Origin of the sequence: Chromohalobacter moromii (assembly GCF_023091865.1) — a bacterium.
Taxonomy (GTDB): Bacteria; Pseudomonadota; Gammaproteobacteria; order Pseudomonadales; family Halomonadaceae; genus Chromohalobacter; species Chromohalobacter moromii.
The window spans coordinates 68065-93924 of record NZ_JAHXDI010000004.1 but is presented as its reverse complement, the minus strand read 5'-3'; the positions used below and the strand labels follow the sequence as shown (position 1 = coordinate 93924).

The 25860-nt window shown below is 61.2% G+C and carries 23 protein-coding genes; 14 read left to right on the top strand and 9 right to left on the bottom strand.

What is annotated here, in order from left to right; all coding sequences use genetic code 11:
- Window positions 1-511 precede the first annotated feature (511 nt).
- Both KZO83_RS13310 and KZO83_RS13305 read left to right on the top strand, forming a co-directional pair.
- The gene (locus KZO83_RS13310; protein WP_247621156.1) at window positions 512-964 is read left to right on the top strand and encodes a DUF2501 domain-containing protein; all 453 of its coding nucleotides are present in this window, start codon (window positions 512-514) and stop codon (window positions 962-964) included.
- A 161-nt stretch (window positions 965-1125) separates the two neighbouring features.
- Window positions 1126-1269: a hypothetical protein gene (locus KZO83_RS13305; protein ID WP_166638284.1), complete on the top strand. Its 144-nt coding sequence runs from the start codon at window positions 1126-1128 to the stop codon at window positions 1267-1269.
- Between the two features lie 71 nt (window positions 1270-1340).
- On the opposite strand, the gene trpE is transcribed toward KZO83_RS13305, so the two are convergent.
- Together trpE and KZO83_RS13295 are read right to left on the bottom strand one after the other, a co-directional pair.
- Window positions 1341-2828 (bottom strand): anthranilate synthase component I, encoded by a 1488-nt coding sequence (gene trpE / locus KZO83_RS13300; protein ID WP_246895360.1) that lies wholly within the window; start codon window positions 2826-2828, stop codon window positions 1341-1343.
- A gap of 226 nt (window positions 2829-3054) precedes the next feature.
- A complete protein-coding gene (locus tag KZO83_RS13295; protein ID WP_247621155.1) occupies window positions 3055-3726 on the bottom strand; it encodes a phosphoglycolate phosphatase in 672 nt (223 codons plus the stop codon).
- A gap of 264 nt (window positions 3727-3990) precedes the next feature.
- On the opposite strand from KZO83_RS13295, the gene KZO83_RS13290 reads away from it, so the two are divergent.
- Entirely contained in the window at window positions 3991-5289 is a 1299-nt protein-coding gene (locus tag KZO83_RS13290; RefSeq protein WP_247621154.1) for an NAD(P)/FAD-dependent oxidoreductase, read from the top strand.
- Between the two features lie 55 nt (window positions 5290-5344).
- Complete coding sequence (locus KZO83_RS13285; protein WP_247621153.1) at window positions 5345-6994, top strand: dihydroxyacetone kinase subunit DhaK; 1650 nt, start codon at window positions 5345-5347, stop codon at window positions 6992-6994.
- Window positions 6995-7001: 7 nt separating this feature from the next.
- On the opposite strand, the gene KZO83_RS13280 is transcribed toward KZO83_RS13285, so the two are convergent.
- Window positions 7002-7301: a GIY-YIG nuclease family protein gene (locus tag KZO83_RS13280; protein WP_247621152.1), complete on the bottom strand. Its 300-nt coding sequence runs from the start codon at window positions 7299-7301 to the stop codon at window positions 7002-7004.
- 12 nt (window positions 7302-7313) lie between these two features.
- The gene (gene rpe / locus KZO83_RS13275) at window positions 7314-8000 is read right to left on the bottom strand and encodes a ribulose-phosphate 3-epimerase (RefSeq protein WP_247621151.1); all 687 of its coding nucleotides are present in this window, start codon (window positions 7998-8000) and stop codon (window positions 7314-7316) included.
- A 265-nt stretch (window positions 8001-8265) separates the two neighbouring features.
- Between rpe and KZO83_RS13270 the strand changes: the two genes are divergently transcribed.
- From KZO83_RS13270 to KZO83_RS13250, 5 genes are all read left to right on the top strand, one after another.
- Window positions 8266-9588 carry an NTP/NDP exchange transporter gene (locus KZO83_RS13270; protein WP_247621150.1) on the top strand — a complete coding sequence of 441 codons (1323 nt, stop codon included), beginning with the start codon at window positions 8266-8268 and terminating at the stop codon, window positions 9586-9588.
- The gene (locus KZO83_RS13265) at window positions 9585-10541 is read left to right on the top strand and encodes an aldo/keto reductase (RefSeq protein WP_247621149.1); all 957 of its coding nucleotides are present in this window, start codon (window positions 9585-9587) and stop codon (window positions 10539-10541) included. The genes KZO83_RS13270 and KZO83_RS13265 overlap by 4 nt, the downstream gene beginning before the upstream one ends.
- Before the next feature lie 147 nt (window positions 10542-10688).
- Window positions 10689-12419, top strand: a complete 1731-nt coding sequence (gene ggt, locus KZO83_RS13260; RefSeq protein WP_247621148.1) for a gamma-glutamyltransferase — start codon at window positions 10689-10691, stop codon at window positions 12417-12419.
- Complete coding sequence (locus KZO83_RS13255) at window positions 12420-13601, top strand: MFS transporter (protein WP_247621147.1); 1182 nt, start codon at window positions 12420-12422, stop codon at window positions 13599-13601.
- A 121-nt stretch (window positions 13602-13722) separates the two neighbouring features.
- Entirely contained in the window at window positions 13723-14277 is a 555-nt protein-coding gene (locus KZO83_RS13250) for a YajG family lipoprotein (protein WP_247621146.1), read from the top strand.
- A gap of 25 nt (window positions 14278-14302) precedes the next feature.
- Here the strand turns inward: KZO83_RS13250 and tmpT are convergent, their stop codons facing one another.
- Window positions 14303-14944: a thiopurine S-methyltransferase gene (tmpT, locus tag KZO83_RS13245; protein ID WP_247621145.1), complete on the bottom strand. Its 642-nt coding sequence runs from the start codon at window positions 14942-14944 to the stop codon at window positions 14303-14305.
- A 56-nt stretch (window positions 14945-15000) separates the two neighbouring features.
- Window positions 15001-15618, bottom strand: a complete 618-nt coding sequence (locus tag KZO83_RS13240) for a TIGR04211 family SH3 domain-containing protein (RefSeq protein WP_179000024.1) — start codon at window positions 15616-15618, stop codon at window positions 15001-15003.
- A gap of 504 nt (window positions 15619-16122) precedes the next feature.
- Between KZO83_RS13240 and miaB the strand changes: the two genes are divergently transcribed.
- The 5 genes from miaB to lnt all read left to right on the top strand — a co-directional run bounded on the left by miaB (window position 16123) and on the right by lnt (window position 21683).
- Window positions 16123-17478, top strand: coding sequence for a tRNA (N6-isopentenyl adenosine(37)-C2)-methylthiotransferase MiaB (gene miaB / locus KZO83_RS13235; RefSeq protein WP_247621144.1), 1356 nt, complete (start codon window positions 16123-16125; stop codon window positions 17476-17478).
- A 117-nt stretch (window positions 17479-17595) separates the two neighbouring features.
- Window positions 17596-18675 (top strand): PhoH family protein, encoded by a 1080-nt coding sequence (locus tag KZO83_RS13230; protein ID WP_040242194.1) that lies wholly within the window; start codon window positions 17596-17598, stop codon window positions 18673-18675.
- The gene (gene ybeY / locus KZO83_RS13225) at window positions 18672-19133 is read left to right on the top strand and encodes an rRNA maturation RNase YbeY (protein ID WP_179000023.1); all 462 of its coding nucleotides are present in this window, start codon (window positions 18672-18674) and stop codon (window positions 19131-19133) included. Before KZO83_RS13230 ends, ybeY begins: the two co-directional genes overlap by 4 nt.
- 108 nt (window positions 19134-19241) lie before the next feature.
- Entirely contained in the window at window positions 19242-20135 is an 894-nt protein-coding gene (locus KZO83_RS13220) for an HlyC/CorC family transporter (protein WP_179000022.1), read from the top strand.
- Between the two features lie 78 nt (window positions 20136-20213).
- On the top strand, window positions 20214-21683 hold the full coding sequence (gene lnt, locus KZO83_RS13215; RefSeq protein WP_247621143.1) for an apolipoprotein N-acyltransferase: 1470 nt from the start codon (window positions 20214-20216) through the stop codon (window positions 21681-21683).
- 77 nt (window positions 21684-21760) lie between these two features.
- On the opposite strand, the gene KZO83_RS13210 is transcribed toward lnt, so the two are convergent.
- From KZO83_RS13210 to betC, 3 genes are all read right to left on the bottom strand, one after another.
- Entirely contained in the window at window positions 21761-22849 is a 1089-nt protein-coding gene (locus KZO83_RS13210) for a proline racemase family protein (protein WP_247621142.1), read from the bottom strand.
- Window positions 22846-24009: a zinc-binding dehydrogenase gene (locus tag KZO83_RS13205; RefSeq protein WP_247621141.1), complete on the bottom strand. Its 1164-nt coding sequence runs from the start codon at window positions 24007-24009 to the stop codon at window positions 22846-22848. Before KZO83_RS13205 ends, KZO83_RS13210 begins: the two co-directional genes overlap by 4 nt.
- A gap of 225 nt (window positions 24010-24234) precedes the next feature.
- Entirely contained in the window at window positions 24235-25749 is a 1515-nt protein-coding gene (gene betC / locus KZO83_RS13200) for a choline-sulfatase (RefSeq protein ID WP_179000018.1), read from the bottom strand.
- Window positions 25750-25860 lie beyond the last annotated feature (111 nt).

Here is a 25860-nt window from a genome sequence, read left to right as displayed (position 1 = left end):
AGTCCTGTTTCTCATTAAGTTCTTTGGCATGAGCTCTTGATAATGCAGATTGTGATTCACAATCTTACCCGAGTCGGTCTCTCCAGGTATGCCAGCCGTGCAGGGAGCGATAGACACAAAAATGCCGCCCTGACGGCGGCATTTCGTTCAGTCGCAAGCGTGCCGCCCCTCGCTCAGGAGCGCCACCACTTCATGGGACCGAATGTCAGATCTGGTATATTCATGCCTCAATAGTGCTCGCGCGTCACGGGCCATGTCAAGCGCTCGCCGCCGCCCTCGATGTCTGAAAACGCCAGACCGACGCCACACCCTTTTCACGCCCACACGACGCTTTATCTATCGCACCTATCACATGAACCTCTGCCGATCGTATCTACTCGCCCATGGCACGAACATTCCTGTGAGCGCATGACCTTCCAGCAGGAACATCCCTGAAAATAGCTGGTCACAAAGATGCTCCTACGTGCTGCGCAGGTAGGAGATCGCTCTTTACTGACATGGATACGACTGTATGGATACACGTTTTAAAAACTTCGCCCTCGCCGGTTTTCTAGGTCTCATGTCTATTGGGCAAGCGCAGGCTTTTTCTCTCGATAGCATGAAAGACGAGGCAGCAGACATGATGTCCGGCAGCGGAGGAGGAGGCAATGGAAGCGCCAGCCTGTTGAGCACGTTATCCAGCGGTTCCTTCAACCCCGGAAGCCTTACCAATCTCACGGGCGTGATCAGCTATTGCCAAGATAACGGCTATCTCGGTAGTACTGCCGACATCGCGAAGAATCAGGTCATGGAACAGTTGGGGGTCAATTCCGAACCCACCGATGACAGCGACTACCAGCAAGGCTTGAGCGGTATCCTTCAAGGCGAGGATCAGGAATTCAACCTGACGTCCCTCGGCGACAAGGTCGGCGAGAAAGCCTGTGGGATGGTTGCCGATCAGGCCACGTCTTTTGTTGGAGGCTAACTTCTCCAAACGGCCCTACTATTGGTACCACTGCGCGTAAGACGTACCGTGCCGAGTATTGACGGCACGATCACGGCTGGCACTTGATCTCGCCGCGCGACGACGCCATATCTATTTTAAAGACATGGCTTAGAGGCATTCCTCATCCGCAGGAGGCACCAATGAAACGCATGATAGGCGCAGCCATTGCCAACTGGTTCCGTAAGCCCGAGAACCGCGAAAAGGCAAAGCGAACGGCCAAGCAGATGGCCGATAAGTACCAGAATCGTCGCAAGAAATCATCCAACGACTCGTCTTCTCGCTAAGCGTGTCTTGCACGGCGCTACGTCATAACGCAGCGCCGTCCTCCCCGCATACGTGTGACCCTACAGCCACATCAACCGAGATTGTCGAGGCCCCGCTCGGCCATCGCCACCGCGCGAAACAATGCGCGGCCTTTATTGAGCGTTTCCTGCCACTCCTGCTCGGGCACCGAGTCGGCGACGATACCCGCGCCCGCCTGTACATGTAGCTGGCCGTCCTTGATGACCGCCGTGCGAATGGCGATGGCGGTATCCATGTTGCCGTGCCAGGAAAGATAACCGACCGCCCCGCCATATACGCCGCGTTTGACCGGCTCGAGTTCGTCGAGGATCTGCAAGGCGCGGAACTTGGGCGCGCCGGAAAGCGTGCCCGCCGGGAAGGTGGCGCGCAGCACATCGAGTGCCGACATGCCGGGCTTCAGCTTGCCGGTCACATGGGAAACGATATGCATGACGTGCGAGTAGCGCTCGATCGCCATGTTGTCGGTGACTTCTACCGAGCCGGTTTCGCTGATGCGCCCTATGTCGTTGCGGCCCAGATCGATCAGCATCAGGTGCTCGGCGATCTCCTTGGGGTCGGCAAGCAGTTCGGCCTCGAGCGCCTTGTCTTCCGCTTCATTTTGGCCTCGCACTCGCGTGCCGGCGATGGGACGCACGGTGACTTCGCCGTCTTCCAGGCGCGTGAGGATTTCCGGCGACGACCCGACCACATGATGATCGTCGAGGTTGAAGAAGAACATGTAAGGCGATGGATTGAGGCTACGTAGCGCGCGATACAGGTCCAGTGGCGCCGCGCGATAGGGGATCGTCATGCGTTGCGACGGCACGCATTGCATGACATCGCCAGCGAGCACGTATTCCTTGATTTGTTCGACCGCGTCCTTGAAGCCCGCCTCGGTAAACCCGGAAGTAAAGTGCCCCTCCTCCACCGCCGGCCCTCCGGTACCGGGGCTGACGGTATTGAGCGTGGCGCTACGCAGCTTCATTTCCAGCGCCTCGAGACGCTCCAAGGCCTGCGGATAGGCATCCGTCGCGTCGGGATCGGCGTGCGTCCACAGCGTCAGACGCCCGGAAAGGTTATCGAAAACCACCAACTCATCGCAGACCATCAGCAGGATGTCCGGCACCCCGATGGGATCAGGCTTTTCCACGCCCCGCAGGCGCGGTTCGATATAACGGATGGTGTCGTGACCGAAATACCCGACCAAACCGCCATCGAAACGCGGCTGATCGTCGACCTGCGGCACCTTGAAGCGCGCTTGAAACTGCTCGATCCACGCCAACGGGTCTTCGACCTCGGTGGCGCCGAGCACTTCGCCATCGGCGATATGCCGTACTACTTGGCCGCGCACTTCGATGCGCTCGCGACTCGGTAAGCCGATGATCGAGTAACGCCCCCATTTCTCGCCGCCCTGCACGGACTCGAGCAGGAAGGTCCAGGGCGCATCGGCCAACTTGAGATAGGTAGAGAGCGGCGTGTCGAGATCTGCGAGTACTTCGCGGGTCACGGGGATACGGTTATAGCCAGCCTGCGCCAGCTCGGTGAAGCGTTCGGGGGTCATCATGCCCTGCATTCCTTTGGTGAAAGTCTACGTCGTGACGAATTCGCACTTCCGCATGAGGCCGACACACAGACGGGTCGGCGAGCATCACCATCGCCAGCGTTTGACTGCGCGCATCAACGCATGGGCTCTACGGAATGAGGGGGCATCCAGATCCATGAAACGCTATCCGTTATAGCAGATGATTATCAAAGGCTTAGCGTATAGACACCAGCATCGAAAAACACTAAACGAGTTCCCCCAGCGATTCAACCATGACATCCGGCTCGCTCGCGGCCACCGGCTCGCCGTGATTGTACCCGTATGGCACCGCCAATGTGCGAAAACCCGCCCGCTTACCGGCTTCCACATCGTGCCGTGAATCCCCCACCATCAGGCATGCACTCGGCGCGACCTCAAGCCGGTCCGCCAGGTGCAATAGCGGGGCCGGGTCGGGTTTCCTGGTCGACAATGCATCTCCCCCCAGGGACAACGCAAAGTAATGTTCTAGGCCCAGGCATTTTAGAATAGGGGCGATGAACGCGGTCGGCTTGTTGGTAACCAACCCCAGCATCATATCGCGCGCGGCAAGCGCCTCGAGGGCATCGCGAACGCCGGGATAGACGTACGTCAATTGGCATGGCGCTTGCCGATAGTGGCGTAAGAAAGCTTCATGTGCGGCATCGAGCTCCACATCTTGCGCGCCGACGGCATGTAGCGCCCGCTCGACGAGCTTGCGAGACCCGTTGCCGACCCAGTCCCGCACTGCCGCCTCGCCCACCTCGGGCAGCGCCATGTCACGAAGCGCCCCATCGACCGCGGCAGCCAGGTCCGGCACGGAATCGATCAGAGTGCCGTCGAGATCGAAGACCACGAGCCGAATACCCTCAAGGGCGGGGTGTGTCGCGCTGAACGACATGATCGTCTCCTTGAATTAAAAAGCGCCACCATAATGCATGTAATATTACGCAAAAACGCGACGGCGCGCGTGCCTGCCGGTGTTCTTAGTACGTGAACAGCGTTATTCTATACACAGACGTCGCCGACACCAGGCGCCAGCGCTCCCTCGTCACGACGCACGGCCCAACCAGCGCGTGCGCCCGTGCCCTTGCCATTACGCTGCGATGCCCGACCCTGGCGACTTTTTTTCGAACCCTTTCAATGATTTTCTCCAGGAGTCAGTATGTCCACACCCCGCATCGTGGTGGTTGGTGGCGGCGCCGGCGGCCTCGAACTGGTTACCCGCCTGGGACGCAAGCTCGGCAAGCACCAACGTGCCGAGATCGTGCTCGTCGACCGCAACTCGACCCATATCTGGAAACCCTTGCTACACGAAGTAGCCACGGGCGTGCTCGACTCCAGCCTCGACGAAGTCTCCTATCAAGGTCACTCCAAGGCGCATGGTTACCGCTTCCAGCGCGGCACGCTGAGCAATCTCGATCGCGACAACCGCACCATCACCCTGGCGCCGATCATCGACGATGACGGCGTCGTGATCCTCCCCGCCCGCACGATCGACTACGATTATCTGGTCATGGCGCTAGGCAGCGTCTCCAACGACTTCGGCACCCCCGGCGTCGCCAAGCATTGCCACTTCATAGACAGCCCCGGGCAGGCCGAAAACTTCCGTCAGAACATGCTCAACACCTTCCTACGTTACAGCGATCCCGAACGCCGAACCCATCCCAAATTGAGCGTGGGGCTCGTAGGGGCCGGCGCCACCGGGGTCGAACTCGCCGCGGAGTTGATCGGTGCCTCGAAGATGCTGCACAGCTACGGCTTCACCGCCATGGATAGCGGCAAGCTGGAGATTCATCTGATCGAGGCGGCGCCACGCATTCTGCCAGCGCTCCCCGAACGCATCAGCCAGGCCGTGCATAAGGAACTGGAAAAGCTTGGCGTGCAGATCCACGTTGACACCCGCGTGACCTGCGCCGATGAACACGGCTTCATCACCGCCGACGAGACACGCATCGCCACCGACCTGAACGTCTGGGCAGCGGGGATTCGCGCACCGGCATTTCTATCCGAACTGGGCCTTGCTACCGAGCGCAACCATCAGCTCAAGGTAAACCAGACGCTGCAGAGCCTCGACGACGAGCGCATCTTCGCCTTCGGCGATTGCGCCTCTTGCCCGCAACCCGACGACACGCGCGTCCCACCGCGCGCACAAGCAGCCCACCAGCAGGCCACCTTGCTGTATCACAACCTGCGCGCCGCCATGGACGACAACCCCCTCAAGCCCTTCGTGTTTCGCGACCGTGGTTCGTTGATCTCGCTGGCCCACTTCGAAGCCGTGGGTAGTCTGATGCGAGGCGCCTCGGCGCGTAGCCTGTTCATCGAGGGTCGCCTGGCGAAGCTGTTCTACGCCTCGCTCTATCGCATGCATCAGATGGCCATTCATGGCGTGGTCAAAACCGGCATGACCGTCGTCGTCGATGGCTTGAACCGTTACTTGCGTCCACGCATGAAGTTGCACTGATCTAGCCGGGCCACCATGATCGAGACATCGCAACGCTCGATCATGGAGCCCGTTCATGCAACATTTTTTCAATGACACTTCACGCGTCGTCACAGACGTTCTCTACGCGGCCAGCCATCTTGCCCCCTTGCGTATTGCCGATCCCCAAAGCGGCGTACGGATTCTGATTCGTCGCGACTGGGAGCGCGATACGCTCGGCCAGCGACAAGTCGCGGTGCTATCCGGTGGCGGCGCAGGACACGAGCCCGCGCATGCGGGCTTCATCGGCCAGGGCATGCTGACTGGGGTGATTTCCGGCAGCCTATTCGCCTCGCCCAGCATGGACGCCGTACTCGCCGCCATTCGCGAAGTCTGTGGGCCGGCCGGCTGCCTACTGGTCGTCAAGAACTATACCGGGGACCGGCTCAATTTCGGACTGGCGGCCGAACATGCGCGTCGCGAAGGGCTCAAGGTCGCCATGGTCATCGTTGCCGACGATATCTCCCTGCCCGATACACCACAGCCGCGCGGCCTCGCCGGTACGCTGCTGATTCACAAGATCGCCGGCTATCACGCGCAGCAGCAAGACTCGCTGGACGATATTCAAGCCCTTGCTCAACACGCATGCGAGCGCATGGCCTCGATGGGCATGGCGCTCACGCCAGCCACCTTGCCAGGCCAAGCACGTCCCGACCGAAGCCCGGAACTGGGACTTGGCATTCACAACGAGCCGGGCGCCCGGCATATCGTGCCGGATAGCGCACGCGACGCCATGAGCCACGTCGTCACGCCCCTCGCGACCACCCTCGAGGCGCGTGGCCACACCGACAACTGGATCGCCCTGCTCAACAACCTGGGGAGTTGTTCGACACAAGAAATGGGCGTGCTGGCCGCCAGCTTGATCGATGGACTCGACCCAGCACGACTGACTCAGTTCATCGGCCCCGCGCCCTTGATGACCTCGTTGGACATGCACGGTTTCTCGGTGACGCTAATGGCCACCGACGACGCCATGCTGACCGCCTTGCGGGCGCCTACCGATGCCCCCGCCTGGCCAGGCGTCCAGGACGTGCGCCAGCCGGACACCTTCACACCCAACCTCGTCGCCCGCAACGGCGCACTGCAAGACAACGCACCCCAGGCGACGCACATTGCGGCGGCGCTCACTCAGGTGCTCAGTGTGTTACGCGGTGCACGTGACGATCTCGACGGGCTCGATGCCCAGAGCGGCGACGGCGATGCCGGCAGTAGCTTGGTGGAGGGCGCCGATGCCATCGAGCAAGCGTTAACGGCAGGCCGGTTGGATACCGCTCACCCCGAACGGTTATTCGCCGGCCTTGGACAATGCCTGGCCACCGGCATGGGCGGTTCGAGCGGGGTACTGCTATCGATCCTGATGACCGCCACGGCGACCGCCCTCGAGCATCGCAACCTGGTAGACAGCCTCTGGCAAGGAGTCGAACGCATGCAGACCTATGGCGGCGCCCGGCTCGGCGACCGCACCCTGCTTGATGCCTTGATCCCCGCGCTTCAAGCGCTCCAAAAGAATGCCACGCTCACCGAAGCGGCCCAAGCAGCACGTCAGGGTGCCGCGCATACGGCGACGCTCTCCCGCGCCCGGGCGGGACGTGCCGCCTATGTCCCCGACAGTGCGCTGGAAGGTGTCGTCGATCCCGGCGCAGAAGCGGTCGCACGCGTCTTCGAGACACTAGCGCGCTGCCTATGACAGCGGCCTAGGAAGACGGCGCCTCGCTCCCGCGTGCCGCCAACCAGGCACGCTTGGCGGCGGGGCTGAGCTTCTTGAGCGCCGCCTCCCGACGCAGCGCCTCGCCGTGGCTGCCCACGTATTCCGAATGACGCAAGGTCAATGGTCCCTTGCCGCGCAAGGCACGCGCGCCGCGCTTGCCATCGCGATGCTCGCGGAAACGACGCGCCACATCGGTGGTCACGCCGGTATATAGCGCCCCCGCCGCCGTTTCGACCAGGTACAGATACCAGGCCTGAGCGCGTGCAGCGGACTCATCATCGGCCATGCAGCACCCGACTCAACGCTGCGCCAAGGCGTCGCGGAAACCCCGCATGACACTTTCATAACGGTGCGGATCCGCCTCGTCGCGTGCCTTGAATATTGCCGACCCGGCGACGAACGTATCCGCGCCGGCACGTGCGATCTCGGCGATATTCTCGACCTTGACGCCACCGTCGACCTCCAGACGGATATCGCGACCGCTGGCATCGATGCGTTGGCGCACCTCGCGCAGCTTATCGAGCGTGCCAGGGATGAAGGATTGCCCCCCGAAGCCAGGGTTGACGCTCATCAGCAGCACCATGTCGAGCTTGTCCATGACGTAGTCGAGGTAGGAAAGCGGCGTGGCGGGATTGAAGACCAGGCCGGCCTTGCAGCCACCATCGCGGATCAACTGCAGGGATCGGTCGATGTGTTCGCTGGCCTCGGGATGAAAGGTGATGTAGCTCGCGCCCGCCTCGATGAAGTCTCCGATCAGGCGATCCACCGGTTTGACCATCAAATGCGCATCGATGGGCGCGGTAATGCCATGATCACGCAGAGCCTTGCACACCATCGGCCCAATGGTGAGATTGGGGACGTAATGATTGTCCATGACATCGAAGTGCACGATATCCGCGCCGGATGCCAATACGTCCTCCGTCTCCTGACCCAGACGAGCGAAATCGGCGGACAGGATCGAAGGCGCAATCTTGAAGTCGGGCATAAGCAATAAAGGTGCTTTCGGCTGGAAATGAAGGCTTCATTCTAGCGAATGCCGGGCGGAAAAACAGGCTCATGGACGAGCTCGATCACAGTTGCCGTGCATATTCAGGTGCGGTAATCGGTATCCGTTCAAACGACGGTATACGCCTGTTCCGCATGGTTGCGGTGACCACCGCCTGAGGGTAGCGTAGACATATTGGTTCATTCTCCAAACGGCCCGCCATCGCGCGGGATGCGTCTTGGACCGTATCGGTCCCGGAGGTTCCATGGTGTCGAATCCGCCGAGTGGAGATGACCAAGTACCGCTTCTCTCGCGTGCCGTCAATGTCAGTCGCAGCGAGTTGCCCGGCCTGCTAAGCGCTGCGGCTTATTTCTTCTGCCTGTTATGCAGCTACTACATCCTGCGACCAGTGCGCGACGAGATGGGCGTGCGCGGCGGCGTGGAGAACATGCAGTGGCTATTTACCGCCACGTTTTTTGCCATGCTTCTCGCCGTACCGGTGTTCGCCACCCTGGCCACACGCTTTCGTCGTACGCGCCTGATCCCCGCCGTCTATGGCTTTTTTATCGCCTGCATCGCCCTGTTTTGGCTGTGGTTGCGTGTCGACATGCAGATGGTCTGGGCGGCGCGTAGTTTTTTCGTCTGGCTGTCGGTGTTCAACCTGTTCGTCGTATCGGTCTTCTGGAGTTTCCTGACCGATGTGTTTACGAATCGCCAGGCGACGCGCCTGTTCGGTGCCATCGCCGCCGGCGGGAGCGCCGGTGCGATCGCCGGTCCTGCGATCACCGGCGTGCTGGCTCAGCAACTCGAGCCGGCAAGCCTATTGCCCATCGCCGCTGTTATCCTCGCCTGCACCCTGCCGTGCATGTGGGTACTCGAACGCTGGTCCAGCCGCAGTAGCGAGCATGGCACTACGAATCAGCCGCTCGGCGGTACGCTATTCGAGGGGGTGAAAGCAGTTCTACAGTCGCGTTATCTGCTCGGAATCTGCCTGTTCATCTGGCTATACACGACGCTGGCCACGTTCCTGTACTTCATCCAGGCCGATATCATCAGCAATGCCATCGACGACAGCGGCGACCGCACCTCGGTATTCGCGACCATCGACCTGCTTACCAACACGCTCACCGTCGGTATCCAACTATTTCTCACCGCCCGGGTCGTTCAGTACTTTGGCCTCGGCCGTGCGTTGTCATTCGTGCCGCTGCTCGTCGCCGCGGGCTTTGTGGTGCTGGTCGCGGCTCCCGTGCTACTCAGCATCGCTGCCGTCCAGGTGCTCCGGCGCGCCGGTAACTATGCGCTGGCGAAACCGGGCCGGGAGATGCTGTTCACGGTCGTGCCACGATTCGAGAAGTACAAGTCGAAGAACTTCATCGATACCGTGGTCTATCGCGGAAGTGACGCCATCGCGAGTTGGGTCTATACCGGATTGACGGGCCTCGGATTGGGTATCAGCGGCATCTCGGTCGTCGCCATTCCCGTGGCGCTGATTTGGGCGGTTATCGGCTATCGCCTCGGCATATCGCGTCAGGCAAGGGCCACCGACACTGCATCCCCCGTCTCGACGGCGGCAAGGAGAATCCGATGATCGACGACAATAATTTTCCCGGCAGGCGCGGTCCCCTATCGCGCCGCGCGTTCCTCCAGCTGTCCGCAGGCGCGGGCCTATTGGCCGCACTTGGCCCGACGGCACTATGCGCCGCATCGGACACGCTGAACGTCCGTGAAATCCCGGCTTCCGGACAGCGCATTCCGGTCATTGGGCTTGGCACCGCACGCACCTTCAATGTCGATCCCGATAACGCCGCTGCGATGCGGCCGCTGGAACAAGTCCTGCAGAATTTCTATGGCGGTGGCGGTCGGCTCGTCGACAGTTCACCGATGTACGGACAGGCTGAAACCGTTGTCGGCCAGCTCGCGGAGCGGCTCGATATCGCCGACGACCTGTTCATGGCCACCAAGGTATGGACACGTGGCAGGGAGGCCGGGATCGAGGAGTTGGAGGCCTCGCGTAAGCGCATGGGGGGCGGCCACCTCGACCTGGTCCAAGTTCATAACCTGGTCGATCTACAGACCCAGCTCGACACCCTCAAGGCCTGGCGGGACGAAGGCAGGGTCCGCTACATCGGCGTCACCCATTATACGGTGTCGAGTCACGAACGTCTGACCCGGATCGTCGAACGCGAGCCGATCGACTTCGTCCAGTTCAACTACAACATCGCGACCCGTCATGCAGAGAAGCGTCTACTACCGGCCGCGGCCCATAACGGTGTCGCGACCCTGATCAACGAGCCGTTCGAGAGAGGATCACTGTTCGGCCGGGTCAAAGGCGAGTCACTGCCCGAATGGACCAAGGAACTCGGCATCGAGAGCTGGGCGCAACTGTTCCTCAAGTTCATCGTCAGTCATCCGGCGGTGACCTGCGCCATACCGGCGACGAGCGACCCGGAGCACGCAACCGACAATATCGGTGCTGCCCATGGCCCGCTCCCGGATGCTGACCAACGCGAGCGCATGGCGTCACTGGTGCGCTCACTATGACCCGATGCCATACAGCATGGCATCCTGCTCGCCACCTTGAGAGGGGCCGCGCAATCCTTGCATATTCAGGCGACGCCTTCGATAGTAAAAGCAATCCCTCATAAAAATGCGGCGCCGTATCGCCGCCCCACTCTCGAGAGGCCTGGCATGATTCGACTTACCTTGCGCCATGGACGACGTCTGGCACTGTGCGCATTACTTACTACCCTGTCGCTTCCCGCCATCGCTCAACAGGCGATTCTCGAAGGCGAGCGCTTCCATCCCCAGGAAGGTCAACACGGCATGGCGGCCACCAGCCATTACCTGGCCTCGAAGATTGCCCGCGACGTCATGCAAGACGGCGGCAACGCCGTCGACGCGGCGGTCACCGCAGGGTTCGCACTGGCCGTCACACAACCCCGCTCCGGCAACATCGGCGGCGGCGGTTTCATGCTGATCTCCGATGAAGAAAGTGGTGACGTCATCGCCATCGATTATCGTGAAAAGGCGCCAGCGGCGGCCTATGAGACGATGTTCCAGAACGATCAAGGCGAGGCCGTCTCCGAGCTTTCCCGCTACACTCACAACGCCTCCGGCGTTCCGGGAACCGTTGCCGGTCTGGCGCTAGCGCTGGATAAGTACGGCACGCTCAGTCTTGCCGAGGCCCTGGCCCCTGCCATTCGACTCGCCGAAGAAGGCTTCGAGATACCGCCGCGTTTCGCGGAAGGACTCGAGCAGTCTCAAGATCGGCTCAAACAATGGGATTCGACGCGCGAGGTATTCTACAAGCCGGACGGCTCGCTATATAGCGCTGGTGAGCGTTTCCGTCAGCCGGATCTCGCGGCAACGCTCAAGCGCATCGCTGCCCATGGCCCGCGCGAGTTCTATGAGGGCAAGACCGCCGAACTCATCGCCCAGGAAATGGCAAAACACGACGGGCTCATGACCGCCGAGGACTTGGCTGCCTATCAGCCTACGCTTCGCGACCCCGTGCATGGGACCTATCGCGGCTACGACGTCTACGCCATGAGTCCGCCCTCCAGCGGTGGCGCGCATATCGTACAGATGCTCAACATCCTCGAGGGTTACGACATCGGCGAGATGGGCTTCAACTCGGCTCGCACCATCCACGTCATGTCTGAGGCGATGAAGCGCGCTTATGCCGACCGCGCCGAGTATTTGGGCGATACCGATTTCGTCGATGTTCCGCTCGAGGGCATCACCTCCAAGGCCTACGCCGACGAGCTGCGTGAGCAGATCGACATGGGGCGCGCCACGCCCAGCGATGCCATCGCGGCGGGTGACCCGCTGCCTTATGAGTCCAACGAAACTACGCACTTCTCGATCGCCGACGACAACGGGCTGGCCGTTTCCAATACCTATACGATCAACTTCAGCTACGGCTCGGGCATCGTCGTCGATGGCGCGGGTTTCTTGCTCAACAATGAAATGGACGACTTTTCCGCCAAACCGGGCACGCCCAATGCCTACGGGCTGATCGGCGGTGACGCCAACAAGATCGAGCCCAACAAGCGCATGCTGTCATCGATGACGCCGACCATCGTCAAGAAGGATGGCAAGAACTTCCTGATCACGGGCAGCCCCGGGGGCTCCCGGATCATCACTACGACGCTGCAAGTGGTCATGAACGTCATCGATCACGACATGAACGTGCAAAGCGCCGTGAGCGTGCCACGCATTCACCATCAATGGCTGCCCGACGAGATCCGCATCGAGGAAGGCATCAGCCCGGATACCATCGGCCTGCTCGAAGCCATGGGGCACACGGTCTCGCAACAAGACGCCATGGGAGCCGCACAGTCGGTGTTGATCGAGGACGGGCACTATTACGGCGGCGCCGACCCACGTCGCTCGACGTCTTCCGCATTGGGACTCTGAGTGCAGGAAGACGTCAAGCGCCCCGTCATGCCCATCGCCTGGATCGCCCTGGCCGAGCTGTTCGGCACCGCACTGTGGTTCACCCCCAATGCGGTGATCGAAGACCTGGAGCGTGAGTGGGCGCTCGCCGCCCATGATTTGGGTTGGCTGACCGGTGCCGTCCAGGTCGGCTTCCTCCTCGGCACGTTGATGATCGGCCTGAGCGGCATTGCCGACCGACGCGACGCAAGCCGCCTCTTCGCCACCTGCTGCCTGGTCGGCGCCCTCAGCAATGGCCTGCTTCCCTGGGTCGGCGGTCTATGGCCGGCGGTGGCGCTGCGCCTGATCACCGGCATGGCGCTGGCCGGCATCTATCCGGTGGGCATGAAACTCATGGTCGGCTGGGCACCGCAACGAGCCGGGCTGGGGCTGTCATGGCTGGTGGGCATGCTGGTCATTGGGACCGCGACGCCCCATCTTCTGGCTGGGCTATCACTAGGGGGAGATTGGCGCAGCGCCTTGTGGTGCGCGTCGCTGCTGGCCCTACTCGCAGGTGCCGTGATCTGGCGTCTAGGCGAGGCGCCCCACTTGCGCAAGATGGCCGGCAAGACATCGCACTGGTCGGGTCTCGGCGCTTTCCGAATCGAAGAATTTCGACACGCCGCCAGCGCCTACTTCGGACACATGTGGGAGCTTTATACGCTGTGGGCGCTAATCCCTCTTTTATTGGCCACGGCGCTGCCGTCCCTGACGACCACACAACTGGCGCTCGGTAGTTTCGTCCTTATCGCCATCGGCGGACCGGGATGCTGGCTAGGTGGTTGGCTGAGTCTACGCCTGGGCAGTCGTCGCATTGCTCAGTTGGGGTTGAGCGGCTCGGCCATCTGCTGTCTATCGTACCCTTGGCTCGGCAGCATGTCGGGGCTCTGGGCCGCACTGTTCCTGGCGCTGTGGAGCCTACTCGCGGTCATCGACTCGCCGCATTTCTCGGCGCTATCGGCACGCGCCTGTCCGGCGTCGCTGGTTGGCAGCGCCCTGACCCTGCAAAATGCCATCGGCTATGCGATATCGGCCGCCTCTCTGGCATGGCTGCTTCCCATCTGGACGACACTCGGTCCGTGGGTCGCATGGCTGATGTTGCCCGGCCCGATGGTCGGCCTGTGGGTACTGCGGTCACGCCAAAAGGACTTCGCTCACTCTTGAGCGGCCGCTATACTCGCAGCCAAGCTGCAAACTAACTTTTTTCATTTCAGGACACACGATGCGTATGCGCCGGCTAATTCCCGTCAGAACACGTTCCGCGTGCGCTCTCGTCGCGCTACTCATGACGCCACTGCTCATGACCGGCTGCGCCCAGAGCCCTCAGATTCTTCAGGTCAAGCCCGATATCGGGACGGATCTCCCTCACACGGGGAACGGGCAGGAAATTGCCCTCAGCGTGGTCGATGGACGGCGAAGCGATGTGCTGGGTACGCGCTCAGGCTCACCCGCGTCGACATCGACGATCCGTGTCCCCGCGCATGACGTCATCCCCAAGCTACAGACGCAGGCGGAACAGGCATTGCGCCGCATGGGCTTCTCACCCGTCGAGGAGGGTAGCGCCAACGCAACGTTAACGTTGACGCTCGCCGATCTCAGTTACGCCCCCGTCGAGGCCGATGCGCCGCTACTCGACGCCGCGCAGCTACAGGCGGTGCTGCGTGCCCAGGTCGCCAACGATGGCGGTACATATACCGGCACCTACACGGCCAAGCGCAAGCAGAGCTTCGCCATCAAGCCCGATTGGGACTCCAACAACCGCATGGTCAGCGACCTGTTGAGCAACGCCTTGCGACGCGCCTTCAGCGATCCCGAGCTTTCCCGCCAGCTCAAGAACTGATCCACGCCAGCGCCGCGACGGGCGGTCATGCCAGTCGCGGCCCACGCCGTATCAGCGACCACACGCTTTCCTGCTTGCCAGCGTCATCCGGTGGCCGCGTTTCCAGGTGTGTCAGTTCGAAATTCGCCGCGAACAAACGCTCGACTTCGTCATCGGCCACCGAATACGGCGGACCGCTCTCTGGCGAGTGCGTATCTATCAAGCTGATCAACAAGCCTCGCGCACCCGGCAACAATAATTGCGCCAAGTGAAAGGCATAGCGTTGCCGCGTGGCCTCGGGCAAGGCGATCAGCGCCGCGCGATCATAGAACGCCGACAACGCCTCGGCCTGCGCGGTATGGAAATGGAAGAAATCGCCACACCAGAGCTCAATGCTGCCCTGACGGCAGCACGAGAAAGCGTCTTGCGTGTAGCGTGATATCGGCGCCTCGCTTTCGGCCATGAACTGCTCGATGGCCAGCGACGAGAGTTCCAGGCCGAGCACGGGGTGTCCCTGCTCGGCCAGCCAGCGCATATCCAGGCTTTTGCCACACAGAGGCACCAGCACCTTGCCGCCGGGTTGCACTCCAAGTGACGACCAGTGGCGCATCAAAGCGTCATGCGGCGTCGACCGATGGAACCCGATCCTGCCTTCCTCCCAGCGCTCCAACCATTCATCCGTCGGCATAGGTCGTTAACGCCTCTCTTTCCATCTTGCCTCTTTCACACGTCTACGACACGCCATCAAAACCATCCACTACGGCGCTTACGCCGACGCGGTAGGTGCGGCACGATCAGGCCAACCAACAAGCCGGCTCCGGCCACGGCGGCACCGTAGGTGAAATAACGCATCAACAGATCCTGTTCCTGCGTATCGAGCCGCGCCTTGAGCTCGCGCGTGGTTTCCTGAGCGTCGCTGTACGCCGTATTCAACTCGTCATTGCGCGCTTCCAGGTCTTCGATACGTTGCGCCCGCTCGTTGAGCGTGGCTTTCATGTCATGGACACGTTGTTCCCATTCTTCATTGATACCGTCGAGCTTCGAGGTCAATTCATCCACACGCGTTTGCAACTCGGGCAAGCGCGAGCTGGCACTCGGCGAGTCCTGTAGATAACGGCTGGGAATCCAGACGACATCGCCCTCCTCGCTGCGAACACGACTGTAATCGTTCTGCTGCCCCAGCAGCGTCACGGGGTCGCCGCTCTCGAGTGTACCGACGATACGATAGCCCTCGGTGGGACCGCTACGTACATAGGTCGGCAACTTGTCCGAGACCCAGTACTGCCCATCGTCTTGTGCATGAGCGTTAAAAGCGCAGGCCCCGAGGACCAAGCTCAGCATCAGAGGTTTGATTCTAGACATAACGTGGCTTCTTCATGAATGACGAACGGCTCACGAGTACGTACTGCTCCACGCGTTGTATCGCCCAGCCGAGCGGACCTCCTGTCGCGACTCGGCGAGCGACCATCCACACATTCTGTGGATAAGTCTTGGGAAAACCTGACCTTGACGGCGGCGAGACCACCGCAATGTCTGTCATAGCGACAAATCGTGCAATTTTTAACCACTCATCGTCACGCTATAACCGACTCATCGAACACGAAAATTCCGCCATTCTGCGGTCGATGTTGCCTGTCCGCAGCGTACCTTCAAGAGGTACCTCACGCGAGAAACGCTAGCGTATCACAGCCTCGATATCATCGCGGACGATTCGACGCAGGCGCAAGGCTGGCCCACGATGCCGTCAATCCGTATAATGTGCCTTCTTATCCTGGACAAGCGGCTGGGCCACGCTTTACGGCCACGCTTTTACTTACTCCCAATCACGGACATATGTCGGGCGCTCGACGCACCGACCGGATCGGTATGGCGAAGAAACTCTTCATCAAGACCCACGGCTGCCAGATGAACGAGTATGACTCCGCGCGCATGGCGGATCTACTCGGCGAATCGCATGCACTCGAGCTGACCGACGACGAGCGGGAGGCCGATGTCATCCTGCTCAACACCTGCTCGATCCGTGAGAAGGCTCAGGAGAAGGTCTTCCACCAGCTCGGGCGCTGGAAGAAGCTCAAGGCCGCCAACCCCGACCTCGTGATCGGCGTCGGGGGCTGCGTGGCCAGCCAGGAAGGCGACAATATCCAGAAGCGTGCGCCGCATGTGGACATGGTCTTCGGGCCGCAGACCATGCACCGGCTGCCAACCATGCTCGACTCACGCCAAGGAGCGGAAACGGCGGAAACCATCTCCATGGTCGATGTCACGTTCCCCGAGATCGAGAAATTCGACCACCTGCCCAAGCCCACGGCAGATGGCGCCACCGCGTTCGTCTCGATCATGGAAGGCTGCTCGAAATACTGCACTTTCTGCGTGGTGCCCTACACCCGTGGCGAAGAAGTTTCGCGGCCCTTCGAGCCGGTGATGGAGGAAGTCATCCACCTCGCCGATCAGGGCGTGCGCGAGATCAACCTGCTGGGCCAGAACGTCAACGCCTATCGCGGCGAGAACCAGTTGGGCGATGAAATCGATCTCGCCGAGCTGATCGGCTGCGTCGCCGCCGTCGAAGGCATCGATCGCATTCGCTTCACCACCTCTCATCCAGTGGAGTTCTCCGACAGTCTGATCGAGGCCTACGGCGAGATTCCCGAGCTGGTCAGCCACCTGCACCTGCCCGTTCAGGCGGGGTCGGACCGTGTCCTGGCGGCCATGAAGCGCGGCCATACCGTCGAGGAATACGTCGACAAACTGGAACGCATTCGTGCGCTGCGTCCGGACATCAGCTTCTCCTCGGATTTCATCATCGGCTTCCCCGGTGAGACCGAAGAAGACTTCATGAATACCCTGGATCTGATCCAGCGCATCGGTTACGACGCCTCGTTCAGCTTCGTCTATTCCCCGCGCCCGGGCACGCCGGCCGCGAACCTGGAAGACGAAACGCCAGAAGCGACCAAGAAACAGCGCCTGGCGATCCTGCAAGAACGTCTCAATCAGCAGACCATGCAGATTTCACGGCGCATGGTCGGCCAAACCGAGCGCATCCTGGTCACCGGCTTCTCGCCCAAGGACCCCGGCCAGCTCTCCGGTCGCACCGAGAACAACCGGGTCGTCAACTTCCGCGCGCCCAATCCGACCGAGCTCATCGGTTACTTCGTCGACGTCGAGATCACCGAGGCGCTGCCCAATTCCCTGCGTGGCGATCTGGCCTCTCCGGCTCGCTATTGAGGCGCTGCTAGCGGTCTTTGACTGCTATCGCGACGAATCCTTGCGCAAGATCATTGCCCCGGCATTGTCCGGGGCGCTAAGCTGAATTCACACTTCCAACCCATGGATCTCCTCGAGTTGAGCCAGAACACTTCGCAGGCACATCGCATCCTCACGCTGACACTCGAACCCAACGACCCCATGCGCCTGGCCAGTCTATGCGGGCAGCAGGATGAACACCTCAAGCTCGTCGAGACCCGCTTGGGCGTGACGCTGCGCAATCGTGGCAACACCTTTCAGCTCGCAGGCCCCGGCCCTCACGTCAAGGCGGCCGCCAATGTCGTCGAGCATCTCTACCGTGAAACGGAAGCCAGCGAGCTAACGCCCGACACTGTGCATCTTTTCCTGCAGGAATCCGGCCTCGAGTCACTGGAAGAAGACGAGGAGACGCTCGACGAGGGCGGCGTGCTCATCCGCACGCCACGTGCCTTGATCAAGCCACGCGGTCACAACCAGCAGACCTACGTCGCCAGCATTCACGATCATGACATCAATTTCGGGGTCGGCCCGGCGGGCACCGGCAAGACCTATCTGGCGGTCGCCGCGGCGGTCGAGGCGCTCAACCAGCAACAGGTACGGCGGATCCTCCTAGTGCGCCCGGCGGTGGAAGCCGGCGAGCGCCTGGGCTTCCTTCCCGGCGATCTGGCACAGAAGATCGACCCTTACCTGCGCCCGCTCTACGATGCACTCTACGAAATGCTGGGCTTCGAACAGGTCGGCAAGCTGATCGAGCGGCAAGTGATCGAGGTTGCCCCGCTGGCCTACATGCGCGGGCGCACGCTCAACAATGCCTTCATCATTCTCGATGAGAGCCAGAACACCACGCGCGAACAGATGAAGATGTTCTTGACGCGCATCGGCTTCGGCTCCACCGCCGTGATCACCGGCGATATCACCCAGGTCGACCTGCCGCGCGGTAATCAATCGGGGCTAATTCAAGTCCTCGATGTGCTCAAGGGCACCGCAGGTATCGGCGTCACGCATTTCGTCGCCAAGGACGTAGTCCGCCATCCCCTCGTCCAGCGCATCATCGAAGCCTACGATGCCTTCGAGAGCGCAGAGGAAGAGCAGGAACGCGCCCGCCAAGAACGGCGTGCACAGGCCAAGCGCGAGAACAAAGACACGCGCCGCGATAACGACGAGCCGGCAGACGCATGAGCCCCGATATCGACCGTCAGGTCGCCATTGACACGGCCACCGCACTGCCCACCCAGGCCGATCTCGAAGCCTGGGTGGGGGCCGTGTTCGCTCGCCATCCCGATGAAGCGCGCACGGAAATGACCGTGCGTTTCGTGTCCCCTGAAGAGAGCCAGACGCTCAATCGTGACTATCGCGGCAAGGACAAGCCGACCAACGTGCTTTCCTTCCCTTTCGAAACGCCGCCCGGCGTTTCCTTACCACTGCTTGGCGACCTGGCGATCTGCCACGAGGTCGTCGTCACCGAGGCCACCGCACAGGACAAGCACCTGGCCCATCACTACACCCATATGGTAATCCACGGCACCTTGCATTTACTCGGCTACGATCATATAGATGAGCGTGAAGCCGAAGAGATGGAAGCGTTGGAGCGCGAGCTACTGGCAGGTTTCATGATCGGTGATCCCTATGCCGAGTGAACCCCCGCCTGGCACTCATCTCGACGCCCCGCGATGCCCGGCGCATGGCCGAGCACGCTCTTTTATCATCCCCGCGTTATCGTCCATGAGGAACGAGAGACCTATCGCATGAGCGAAGACCGATCGAGCAGCCAGGGTGGCAAATCCTGGCTGGATAAACTGCTGAACGCTTTTTCCAACGACTCCGATGAACCAAGTTCACGAGACGAGTTGCTCACCTTCCTGCGTGAGGCCGGTACACGACTGCGCCTCGACCAGGATGCGCTAACCATCATCGAAGGCGCGTTCCAGATCAGCGATCAGCAAACGCGCGAGGTGATGATCCCGCGCTCCCAGGTAACCGCCCTGCACGTCGATCAGCGCCCCGAGGACTGCCTGCCGATCATCCTCGAGACAGCGCACTCTCGTTACCCGATCATCGATGAAAACCTCGATGAGGTTCTGGGCATCGTTCTGGTCAAGGATCTCCTGCCGCTGCTCAAGCTCAGCGACGCCGAGCGTCAGCGCTTTCAGCTACGTGACATCCTGCGCCCGGCGATGTTCATTCCCGAGTCGAAGCGGCTCAACAGCCTGCTCAAGGAATTCCGCGACACTCATAACCATATGGCGGTGGTGGTCGACGAATACGGCGGTACGGCGGGCATCGTGACCATCGAAGATATCCTCGAGCAGATCGTCGGCGACATCGAGGACGAACACGACATCGATGACGAAGACGACATTCGCGACCTGGGCGACGGCACCTATGCGATTCGCGCCCTAACGCCCATCGAGGACTTCAACGAACGCTTCGAAACGGCCTTTCCCGACGAAGAATTCGATACCGTCGGCGGGCTGGTCATGCAACGCTTCGGGCATCTGCCACGACGCAACGAATACGCCGACCTGGGCACCTGGCGTTTCACGGTGCTCAATGCTGACAACCGCCGTATCCGCCTCTTGCAGGTCGCCCCCTGCCCCCAAGATGATGCCGAAGAACCCGGGGACGTCGACAAGCATTAAAACCGATCAGGCGCATGTACAGCATGGCCCACAGCGCCGCGCTCTGTTATAAGAGGCACCTTCGACAAGGAGTGCCTCATGCTGTCTTCTCGCACCTATCGCCCCTGGATGGGATACCTCGTCGCGCTGCTCGCCGGCGCGCTCACGACACTTACCTTCGCTCCCTTCGAATGGTGGTGGATCGGCCCCTTCGCCGTCGCTCTGACTTTCTACGGCCTCCACGACCTCACGCCCGGCCAGGCAGCGCTGCGCGGCTGGAGCTATGGCGTGGGGCTCTTCGGTGCCGGCACGTCATGGATCTATGTCTCGATCCATGACTACGGCTATACCGGCGTTCCCCTAGCGGTCTTTCTCACCGCGCTATTCGTGGTCACCTTAGCGCTGTTTTACGGTGTGGTGTTCGGTGTTTATCGGCGTTTCACGAGCCCGCGATGGTCCGTGATCACCTTCGCGGGCGTCTGGGTCCTCGGCGAGGCCTTGCGTACCTGGGCGTTCTCGGGCTTTCCGTGGCTGTTGCTCGGCAGTGCCCATGTCGAATCGCCGCTGGCGCCGTGGGCGCCCATCGGCGGCGTCTACCTGCTGTCGTTGATCGTCGCTCTCAGTGGCACCTTGCTGGTCGCGCTACTGAGGCGTCGCCTGTGGGCCCTGGTACCGCTCATCGCAATGTGGGGCCTTCCCCTGGTGCTGCCTACTCAATGGACCTCCCCGCAAGGCGATCCCAAGCAAGTCGCCCTGCTGCAAGGCAATCTCCCCCAGCTCTCGAAGTGGAGCCCCGAGGGACAACGCAAGGCCGCCAACACCTACGCCAAACTGACCCGCGACCAGGACGAGGACACCGACCTGATCGTGTGGCCGGAGACCGCCTTGCCGATGTTCGCGGCGCAAGCGCGCCCCGTGCTCGAGCGCGTACAGGCGACGCTTCCACCGGACACGGCTCTGCTGACCGGTATCGTTCAACGCGACGCTCAAGGTGATTACTACAATGCGATCATCGGGATGGGCAACAGCCAAGGAAGCTATCGCAAGGAACACCTGGTGCCGTTCGGTGAGTATTTACCGTTGGAAGGATTGTTGCGCGGTATCATCGCGTTCTTCGATCTGCCCATGTCGAGCTTCACCGCCGGCGCCTCCGATCAGGCCCCGATCCAGGCTGCGGGCATGCAGCTGGGCAGCGCGATCTGCTACGAGATCATCTATGCGGACCTGGTCGCCCAGCGAGCACGCAGCGCCGACGTGCTGCTGACCGTGTCCAACGACACCTGGTTCGGGGACTCCATCGGCCCGCTTCAGCACTTGCAGATGGCCCAGCTACGCGCCCTGGAGAACGGCCGCTACGTACTGCGCGCGACCAGTAACGGCGTCACCGCCATCATCGATGCTCAAGGGCATATCACGCAGCGCGCGCCACGTTTCGAAACCGCCAGCATCAGCGGCGAGATCCAGCCCATGCAAGGGATGACCCTGTTCACGCGCACCGGCAGTTGGCCGACGTGGGGGCTCGCCCTGTTGCTACTCATCCCCGGGCTGCGTTGGCAGCGCCGCGGATAACTTACGGCGATGGCACGACGCGGCGCGCAGGCGCCTATGCAACTGTGCGCCACGTCGTGCTCGAGGCGGAAACGTCGCTAGTCGACCGGTGACGCTTCCCCGGTAGCCGGCAATGCTGCGTCAGTCTTGCGATGACCGCTGGTGACGATATGGTGCAGGCTGCCGCACTCCACTAGCGGGTCGTTGCAGTTAATGACGATGTCCGAGCGGGCCAGCATATGGGCCTTGCCGGTGATGGTGTTTTCAGCCACCTGATGCGCTCCTTCTTGGCGCGAGCCGGTGAATTCGCCAATGAAGCCCGTACCACGCAGGGACACGGTCTCCAACTTGTCCCCCGGCTGGAGGGAGCCTTCGTAGTGCATCAAGGCCAAACGCGCCGAGGTGCCCGTGCCGGTCGTGCTGCGGCAGATCACGCCCGGGTGCACGTAGGTCGTCGAGCGCGAGCGGAAGAAGCCATCCGCGACATGCTCGACCGGCCCCATGAAATGCAGAAACGGTAGCGGCCCCACATCGCCCAGCGTGTAGTGCGAGAACCCTCGCTCGGCCTGGATCGCCTCGACGATGGCATGGGCGCACTCCGCCAGCCGTGCCTCTTCGTCCCGATTCAGCGAGAAGCCGAGTTCGGCGGCATCCACCATCGCGTAAAAGCCTCCGCTGTAGGCGACGCTGTAGGTCACGTCCCCGATCGAAGGCACATGGATGCTGGCCCGATAGGTGTCGATATAGCTGGGCAGGCCTTCGCAGGTGATGCCCTCCACGACGCCGTTCTCCACCCGCGCCTCGATGTGGACCAGACCCGCCGCGGATTCCAGTATGAAACGCTGGTACCCCTCGCGCTTGGGCACGAGACCGCTTTCCAGCACGGCCGTGGCGGTGCAGATGGTGTTGGATCCGGAATAGATGGGATAGCCCATCACCTCCATGATGATGTAGCCCACCTCGGCTTCCGGATCGCTGGCGGGGACCAGCAGGTCCACCGACATCTCGGGAATGCCATAAGGCTCGCTGAGCAGTAGTTGGCGCAGGCCATCGGCATCCTCGCGCAGATATTCCATCTTTTCGCGCACCGTGTTCCCCGGCAGCGGGTCGATGCCGCCGGTCACGATACGGCTGACATCACCGCCAGCGTGCAAGTCGATCAATTGCAGCGTTAGTTTGTCGCTCATTTGCTTTCCTTCAACGCGTAGGGTGCGCCATGTGCTTGCCACTGCGAGTCCGGGACGATCACGATTTTGCCCAAGTAATTGCTGTTGCGATTGACGAAATAACGTTCAGCGTCATGCAGCTCGGAAAGTTTGAACGCCGCGTGCAAGACCGGCTTCAGTTGCCCCGAGCGAATCCAGGCCACCAGTTGCTCGGCCTCATCGCGCGTGCCATGGGAAACACCGAATATCTGCACCTGATAGAGATAGATACGCGTCCACATGATCTCGCTGAGATTGCCGCCGCTCGCGCCGGCAATGCTCAAGCGTGGATAGGTGCTGCGGCGCTTCATGTCGAAGATCATGGTGTCGATGAAACGATCGGTCATCTCGCCGCCGACCAGGTCCATCACCGCGTCGATGGGCCGGTCCTGAGTCAGCACTCGAACTTTCTCGGTGAAATCCTGCATGTCCGAGCGGTCCAGCACGGCTTCCGCGCCCAGCGCTAGAAGTGCCTCTGCCTTGTCCGGTTGGCTCAGCGCGTAAGGCGTCGCCCCCATGATCCGACAGAGCCGAATCAGTGCCGTGCCCACGCCGCCACTGGCACCAGTCACCAGCACGTTTTCTCCGGCTTTGACGTTGGCCGCATTCAGCATATGCAACGCGGTCTGATAGGAACACATGCCCATCGCCGCGAGCTCGGCATCGGCCAGTTCCGGGTTGTCCACCGTGTGGAACTGCGCTGACGGCACGGCAATGTACTCGGCAAAGCCACCATCGGCGCCGTGCCCATAATAGTCGGGCGTCAGGTTGATATCGGGGCGTGCGTCGGCGTAGATATTGAAGTCCAACAGCCCACGCTGACCGATGCGCTCAGCGCTCACATCCTCGCCAACGGCCACGACGTGCCCGGCCACATCGGCGCCCTGAATGCGCGGAAAGGTCAGCGTCGGAGAACCACCGATCTGAAACGAAGTCGTATCCCCCTTATCCTTGGTCGGATAAAGCCCCTCACGCGCTTTACGGTCGGTATTGTTCTTCGCCGTCGCGGTCACCTGCACCAAGACCTCGCCTCTGGCGGGCCTGGGGACGGAAACGTCCTGTCGATACGCCAGCTTATCGATGTCCCCATGCCCAGTCAGCAGCATCGCCGCCATCGTGTCGGGTAGCGCCTCGCTCCGCATGCCTGCCTCCTTCTCGTGGTCGCTGCTTCGAGGTGTGACGATATCAAACTTTTTCCCATGCCAAAGGGGACCGCACGATCAATCGTACTTGCGTGCCATTGCCAAGGCCTGCTCGACACAGATAGTAACCATCCCGCGTCAAAGAAAAACGCCCGTACCAGCCTGATGGTACGGGCGCTCATTCTGCTCGCCGATTTGGCTCAGACGATGTGTTTTGCCATCGTCTTACTCACCGCGGGGATAGCGCTGAGCTTCTTCGACCTCGTTCAAGTCCATGTGGTTACGCATGTAACGCTCGGAAGCGTCCTGCAGCGGCTGGTAATCCCACGGATAGTAATGGCCATTGCGCAGTGCTTCGTAGACGAGCAAGCGTTGTGCCTGGGAGGCACGCACATCGGCGTCGAACCTGGCCATGTCCCAGCGTTCATGCACCTTGGTCTGGTATTCGGCCAACACGTCGGCATAGTCGGGATCTTCCGCCAGGTTGTGCTTCTCCAGCGGGTCGGCTTCCAGGTCGAACAGCTGCGGCGGATCGATCTCGCAATGATTGAATTTCCACTTGCCCTCGCGGATCGTCACGATCGGCGAATAGCTACCCTCGGCGGCGTATTCCATGTACACCGGGGCATCACGCTTCTCGCCCTTGGCCAGAGGCAGCAACGACTGACCATCGGTATAGGGCGCGATCGAAGACAGGTCGATCCCCACGAGGTCGGCGATGGTGGTGTTGACGTCGATGATCGACACCGGGTCCTCGACATTGCGCGGTTCAATCCCCGGTACGGAAAGCATCAGCGGCACGCGCGACGAGCCTTCATAGGGGCTCATCTTGAACCACAGACCCTTCTCGCCAAGCATGTCACCATGGTCCGCGCACACCACGATAATCGTATTGTCGAGCATACGAGTGCGCTCGAGTACATCCAGGATGCCGCCGATCTTGTCGTCGACATAGGAGATGTTGGCGAAATAGCCTTGACGCGCGTTACGCACATCTTGGGGCTTTATATCGAACTTGGTGTAGTCGTTGGCCTCGAAAACACGCTGGGAGTGCGGATCCAGCTTATCGAAGGGCACTGGGCCTTGCTGCGGCTCCAGATACTCACAGTCGTTATACAGATCCCAATACTGGCGACGCGCCACATAAGGATCGTGCGGATGGGTAAAGCTGACACACAACGCCCAAGGGCGCTCGTCATGACCGCGCGAAAGATCGTAAAGCTTCTGCTCGGCGTGGAAAGCGACCTCGTCATCGTACTCCATCTGATTGGAGATCTCGGCGACGCCGGCCCCGGTCACCGAGCCCAGGTTGTGGTACCACCAGTCGATACGCTCGCCTGGCTTGGTGTAGTCCGGTGTCCAACCGAAATCGGCGGGATAGACGTCGGTGGTCAAGCGCGTCTCGAAACCGTGAAGCTGATCGGGGCCGACGAAATGCATCTTGCCCGACAGACAGGTGGAGTAACCGGCGCGGCGTAGATGGTGCGCCCAGGTCGGCACGCTTGAAGGGAATTCTGCGGCGTTATCATATACCCCGGTGCGACTCGGCAACTGGCTCGACATGAAGGCAGCCCGTCCCGGTGCACACAAATAGCTCGGCGTATAGGCATTATTGAAGTTGACCGAGCGCTTGGCCAATTTCTTGAGGTTGGGTGCATGCAGGAAATCGGCAGGGCCATTCTCGAATAGCGTGCCGTTGAGTTGGTCGGCCATCAGGACCAATACGTTGGGTCGTGTCATGGGAAACCTCCCTGGCGAGTATTGTTAGCGTCGAAAGCAGCGTACGAGACCGCCTTCGACCTCCTTACCATGACGTGCCAAGAGCCGGCAGACCAGAGACTTATTTGCCCC

Excerpts from the sequence above, each read along its gene's own strand:
- KZO83_RS13310 (WP_247621156.1), top strand. The coding sequence starts at position 512 with ATGGATACACGTTTTAAAAACTTCGCCCTCGCCGGTTTTCTAGGTCTC.
- lnt (WP_247621143.1), top strand. The coding sequence starts at position 20,214 with ATGCTGTCTTCTCGCACCTATCGCCCCTGGATGGGATACCTCGTCGCG.
- KZO83_RS13285 (WP_247621153.1), top strand. The coding sequence starts at position 5,345 with ATGCAACATTTTTTCAATGACACTTCACGCGTCGTCACAGACGTTCTC.
- KZO83_RS13280 (WP_247621152.1), bottom strand. The coding sequence starts at position 7,301 with ATGGCCGATGATGAGTCCGCTGCACGCGCTCAGGCCTGGTATCTGTAC.
- KZO83_RS13265 (WP_247621149.1), top strand. The coding sequence starts at position 9,585 with ATGATCGACGACAATAATTTTCCCGGCAGGCGCGGTCCCCTATCGCGC.
- betC (WP_179000018.1), bottom strand. The coding sequence starts at position 25,749 with ATGACACGACCCAACGTATTGGTCCTGATGGCCGACCAACTCAACGGC.
- KZO83_RS13205 (WP_247621141.1), bottom strand. The coding sequence starts at position 24,009 with ATGCGGAGCGAGGCGCTACCCGACACGATGGCGGCGATGCTGCTGACT.
- KZO83_RS13220 (WP_179000022.1), top strand. The coding sequence starts at position 19,242 with ATGAGCGAAGACCGATCGAGCAGCCAGGGTGGCAAATCCTGGCTGGAT.
- KZO83_RS13305 (WP_166638284.1), top strand. The coding sequence starts at position 1,126 with ATGAAACGCATGATAGGCGCAGCCATTGCCAACTGGTTCCGTAAGCCC.
- KZO83_RS13295 (WP_247621155.1), bottom strand. The coding sequence starts at position 3,726 with ATGTCGTTCAGCGCGACACACCCCGCCCTTGAGGGTATTCGGCTCGTG.
- rpe (WP_247621151.1), bottom strand. The coding sequence starts at position 8,000 with ATGCCCGACTTCAAGATTGCGCCTTCGATCCTGTCCGCCGATTTCGCT.
- ybeY (WP_179000023.1), top strand. The coding sequence starts at position 18,672 with ATGAGCCCCGATATCGACCGTCAGGTCGCCATTGACACGGCCACCGCA.
- KZO83_RS13290 (WP_247621154.1), top strand. The coding sequence starts at position 3,991 with ATGTCCACACCCCGCATCGTGGTGGTTGGTGGCGGCGCCGGCGGCCTC.
- ggt (WP_247621148.1), top strand. The coding sequence starts at position 10,689 with ATGATTCGACTTACCTTGCGCCATGGACGACGTCTGGCACTGTGCGCA.
- KZO83_RS13270 (WP_247621150.1), top strand. The coding sequence starts at position 8,266 with ATGGTGTCGAATCCGCCGAGTGGAGATGACCAAGTACCGCTTCTCTCG.
- KZO83_RS13250 (WP_247621146.1), top strand. The coding sequence starts at position 13,723 with ATGACGCCACTGCTCATGACCGGCTGCGCCCAGAGCCCTCAGATTCTT.
- trpE (WP_246895360.1), bottom strand. The coding sequence starts at position 2,828 with ATGACCCCCGAACGCTTCACCGAGCTGGCGCAGGCTGGCTATAACCGT.
- miaB (WP_247621144.1), top strand. The coding sequence starts at position 16,123 with ATGGCGAAGAAACTCTTCATCAAGACCCACGGCTGCCAGATGAACGAG.
- KZO83_RS13240 (WP_179000024.1), bottom strand. The coding sequence starts at position 15,618 with ATGTCTAGAATCAAACCTCTGATGCTGAGCTTGGTCCTCGGGGCCTGC.
- tmpT (WP_247621145.1), bottom strand. The coding sequence starts at position 14,944 with ATGCCGACGGATGAATGGTTGGAGCGCTGGGAGGAAGGCAGGATCGGG.
- KZO83_RS13210 (WP_247621142.1), bottom strand. The coding sequence starts at position 22,849 with ATGAGCGACAAACTAACGCTGCAATTGATCGACTTGCACGCTGGCGGT.